Annotated in this window: 3 protein-coding genes; 1 reads left to right on the forward strand and 2 read right to left on the reverse strand. The window is 54.8% G+C overall.

Annotated features, from left to right (window positions below; genetic code table 11):
- Positions 1–91 precede the first annotated feature (91 nt).
- Positions 92–577, forward strand: coding sequence for a LiaI-LiaF-like domain-containing protein (locus tag GJ1_RS17120; RefSeq protein WP_066235066.1), 486 nt, complete (start codon positions 92–94; stop codon positions 575–577).
- 41 nt (positions 578–618) lie between these two features.
- On the opposite strand, the gene yihA is transcribed toward GJ1_RS17120, so the two are convergent.
- Positions 619–1,206, reverse strand: a complete 588-nt coding sequence (gene yihA, locus GJ1_RS17125) for a ribosome biogenesis GTP-binding protein YihA/YsxC (protein ID WP_066235068.1) — start codon at positions 1,204–1,206, stop codon at positions 619–621.
- Positions 1,203–3,545, reverse strand: coding sequence for an endopeptidase La (gene lon / locus GJ1_RS17130; RefSeq protein WP_066235070.1), 2,343 nt, complete (start codon positions 3,543–3,545; stop codon positions 1,203–1,205). The genes yihA and lon overlap by 4 nt, the downstream gene beginning before the upstream one ends.
- Positions 3,546–3,611 lie beyond the last annotated feature (66 nt).

Below are 3,611 nucleotides of genomic sequence, written 5' to 3' on the forward strand. Positions count from 1 at the left end.
CATTGTGAACATGCCTCCAAAGCTATGCTAAACTGTAGACAGTGACCATTCTACCACAAACATGTCTAAATGGGAAACGGGGGACGCGACGATGAAAAACCGAGCCGTATTCTCCGGCATCTTGTTCATCGGCCTCGGGCTGTATTTTCTCGCTGGACAGCTGGAAGCTCCATTTTTGCGTTTCTTCCAAGGGTGGCCGGCCTTGCTTGCCATTTGCGGCGCCGCCCTGCTCGGCCAGGCGCATTCAGCGCGCGAATATGCTTCCCTTTTCCCCGGCTTTCTTTTGCTTGGCTTTGGCGCCCAGTTGTTGCTTGCAGGGGCTTTTTCGTTCTGGCCCCGCGGCGTGAACATGTTTTTTTTCCTCATCGCGCTCGCTTTTTTCGCCAGCAGCCGCAAGCAAAAAGGCGGGGCCGGCTTTGGCGTGCTTTTTTTGCTTCTCGCTGTCGTGCTGACGTTCTCCGGCCGCGGCCAGCCATTCTTTCATCTCGTCCAAGCCGGCCTTTCCTCTGTCTGGAAGTTTTGGCCGCTCGGGCTCGTCGCCATCGGCATCTATCTATTATGGGCTAGGCGAAAATAGCCTTGGAAGTGAAAACACCAGCCGAATCGCTGGTGTTTTCATCATGAGGCCACAAACGGCAAAAGCGCCGCCCATGCTTCGTCTTTTCCTTGCCCGGTCTCGGCGGAAAACAAAATGAGCGGGTCGCCGTCAGCCATCCGCAGCGTCTCGCGCGCGATTTTCGCGTGTTTTTGATGCTTGCCGCGCGGCACTTTATCCGCCTTCGTCGCGATGACGATCACCGGAATCTCATAATGTTTCAAAAACTCGTACATCATCACATCGTCTTTCGTCGGCGGATGGCGCAAGTCAACAAGCAGGACCACCGCCTTGAGCTCCTCGCGCGTCGTAAAGTACGTCTCCATCATTTTCCCCCACTTTTGCCGCTCCTGCTTCGAGACGCGAGCAAAGCCGTAGCCGGGAACATCGACGAAGTAAAACGAATCGTTGATCAAATAAAAGTTCAACGTCTGCGTTTTGCCTGGCTTTGAGGAAGTGCGCGCCAAGTTTTTCCGGTTGATCATTTTGTTGATGAACGATGATTTGCCGACGTTCGAGCGGCCGGCGAGCGCCACTTCCGGCCGTCCGCCGGCCGGATATTGTTCCGGCTTGACGGCGCTGATTGCGTGCTCCGCTTTCGTCACATTCATCGCTTCCACCCCACCAGCGCATGCGGCAGCACCTCATCGAGATGAGCAACGAGCACAAAGCGCAAGTCGCGCTTCACCGTTTCCGGAATGTCGGCCAAATCTTTTTCATTGTCTTTCGGCAAAATGACCGTTTTCAATCCGGCGCGGTGGGCGCTTAACGTTTTCTCTTTCAGCCCGCCGATCGGAAGGACGCGGCCGCGCAGCGTAATTTCCCCGGTCATGCCAACGAAGCGGCTGACCGGCTTGCCCGTCAAGGCGGAAATGAGCGCGGTCGCGATCGTAATCCCGGCCGACGGCCCGTCTTTTGGCACTGCGCCTTCCGGAACGTGAATGTGAATGTCATATTTCTCGTGGAATTTCGGATCAATTCCGAGCTCCTCAGCGCGCGACCGCACATAGCTGAACGCCGCTTGCGCCGATTCTTTCATCACATCGCCAAGCTTGCCGGTCAACACAAGCTTCCCACTGCCTTTAGCAAGCGACACTTCGATCGCGAGCGTATCGCCGCCAAACGCCGTATACGCCAGCCCGGTCGCCACGCCGACTTGGTCTTCCGCCTCCGCTTGGCCGTAGCGGTATTTTCGCTTCCCTAAAAATTCCTCAAGATTGTTTTTCGTGATCACAACCCGCTTTTTCTCTCCGGAAACGATGAGGCGGGCCGCTTTCCGGCAGATGGAGGCGAGCTGCCGCTCAAGCTCCCGCACCCCGGCTTCGCGCGTATAATGGCGGATGATATCGAGCATCGCGTCGTCGCGGACTTGGAGCGCCGCTTTTTTCAATCCATGTTCCGTCACTTGTTTCGGCAGCAAGTGCCGCTTGGCGATATGCAGCTTCTCCACTTCCGTGTAGCCTGGTATGTGGATCACTTCCATCCGATCCAAAAGCGGCTGCGGAATCGCCGCCAAATGGTTGGCCGTGGCGATAAACATGACTTTTGATAGATCGTACGGCTCTTCAATGTAATGGTCGCTGAACGTATGGTTTTGTTCAGGATCGAGCACCTCGAGCATGGCGGCCGATGGGTCGCCGCGGAAGTCGCTTGACATTTTGTCAATTTCATCGAGCAAAAAGACCGGGTTGATCGTGCCTGCTTTTTTCATCCCTTGAATAATGCGCCCCGGCATCGCGCCGACATACGTGCGGCGATGGCCGCGGATTTCCGATTCATCGCGGACGCCGCCGAGCGAGACGCGGACAAAGCGGCGGCCGAGCGCTTTGGCGATCGAACGGGCGAGCGACGTTTTGCCGACCCCCGGCGGTCCGGCGAGGCAAAGAATCGGACCTTTTAACGATTTCGTCAGCTGCTTGACAGATAAAAATTCAAGCACCCGTTCTTTCACTTTATCGAGCCCGTAATGCTCCTCGTTTAAAATCGCTTCCGCCCGTTTAATGTCGTGGATGTCTTCCGTTTCCTTCGACCACGGCAAGGCGATGAGCCAATCAAGGTAGTTGCGGATGACCGCGCTTTCCGCTGAGGTCGCCGGAATTTTTTCATAGCGGTCAAGCTCCTTCAATGCCGTTTGTTTCACATGCTCCGGCATGCCGGCCGCCTCGATTTTTTCTTTCAGCTCCTCGACTTCGCCCATTTTTCCTTCTTTTTCGCCGAGCTCTTTTTGGATCGCCTTCATCTGTTCACGCAAATAGTATTCTTTTTGCGTCCGCTCCATCGACTGCTTGACGCGGGCGCTGATCTTTTTCTCAAGCTGAAGCACTTCTTTTTCATTGTGCAAAATTTGGATGATTTTATTGAGGCGCTCTTTGACGTCGATCGTTTCCAAAATGCGCTGCTTTTCCTCGAGTTTGAGCGGCAGGTGCGAAACGATGATGTCTGCCATTCGCCCCGGCTCATCGATGTCAACAATCGAGGCGTAAATGTCAACCGACAGCCGTTTTGACAAGTTTATGTACTGCTCGAAGTATTCAAGCATCGTCCGCTTGAGCGCCTCATCTTCCAAATCTTTCGCCGCCCGATCGACAAACTTCTCGACTTTGACGAGAAAATACGGCTCCTCGCTGACCACTTCCGTGATGAGCGCCCGGGCGACGCCTTCGACAAGCACGCGGAACGTGCCGTTTGGGAGCTTCAGCAGCTGCTTGACGCGCGCGATCGTTCCCATTTTATATAAGTCGTCCATGTCCGGCTCGTCGATGGCGACGTCTTTTTGCGACGTCAGCAAAATCATATGATCCTCGACCATGGCTTGTTCGAGCGCTTTGACCGATTTCTCGCGCCCGACATCCAAATGGAGCACCATCGTCGGAAACACGAGCAGCCCTCGCAGCGGCAAAAGCGGAACGACCGTCTCCTTTTTCTTTCCGTTCACGCCGAACACCTCCATCTCTCGCTTCTATTCGTTTATTGTATAGTACGACAGCTGGATTTGTAAAATTTGACGAACGTTTGG

Origin of the sequence: Geobacillus jurassicus NBRC 107829, from assembly GCF_001544315.1 — a bacterium.
Taxonomy (GTDB): Bacteria; Bacillota; Bacilli; order Bacillales; family Anoxybacillaceae; genus Geobacillus; species Geobacillus jurassicus.

What these genes read in the sequence shown, in the direction of transcription:
- GJ1_RS17120 (WP_066235066.1), top strand. Translation starts at nt 92, where the DNA reads ATGAAAAACCGAGCCGTATTCTCCGGCATCTTGTTCATCGGCCTCGGG.
- yihA (WP_066235068.1), bottom strand. Translation starts at nt 1,206, where the DNA reads ATGAATGTGACGAAAGCGGAGCACGCAATCAGCGCCGTCAAGCCGGAA.
- lon (WP_066235070.1), bottom strand. Translation starts at nt 3,545, where the DNA reads ATGGAGGTGTTCGGCGTGAACGGAAAGAAAAAGGAGACGGTCGTTCCG.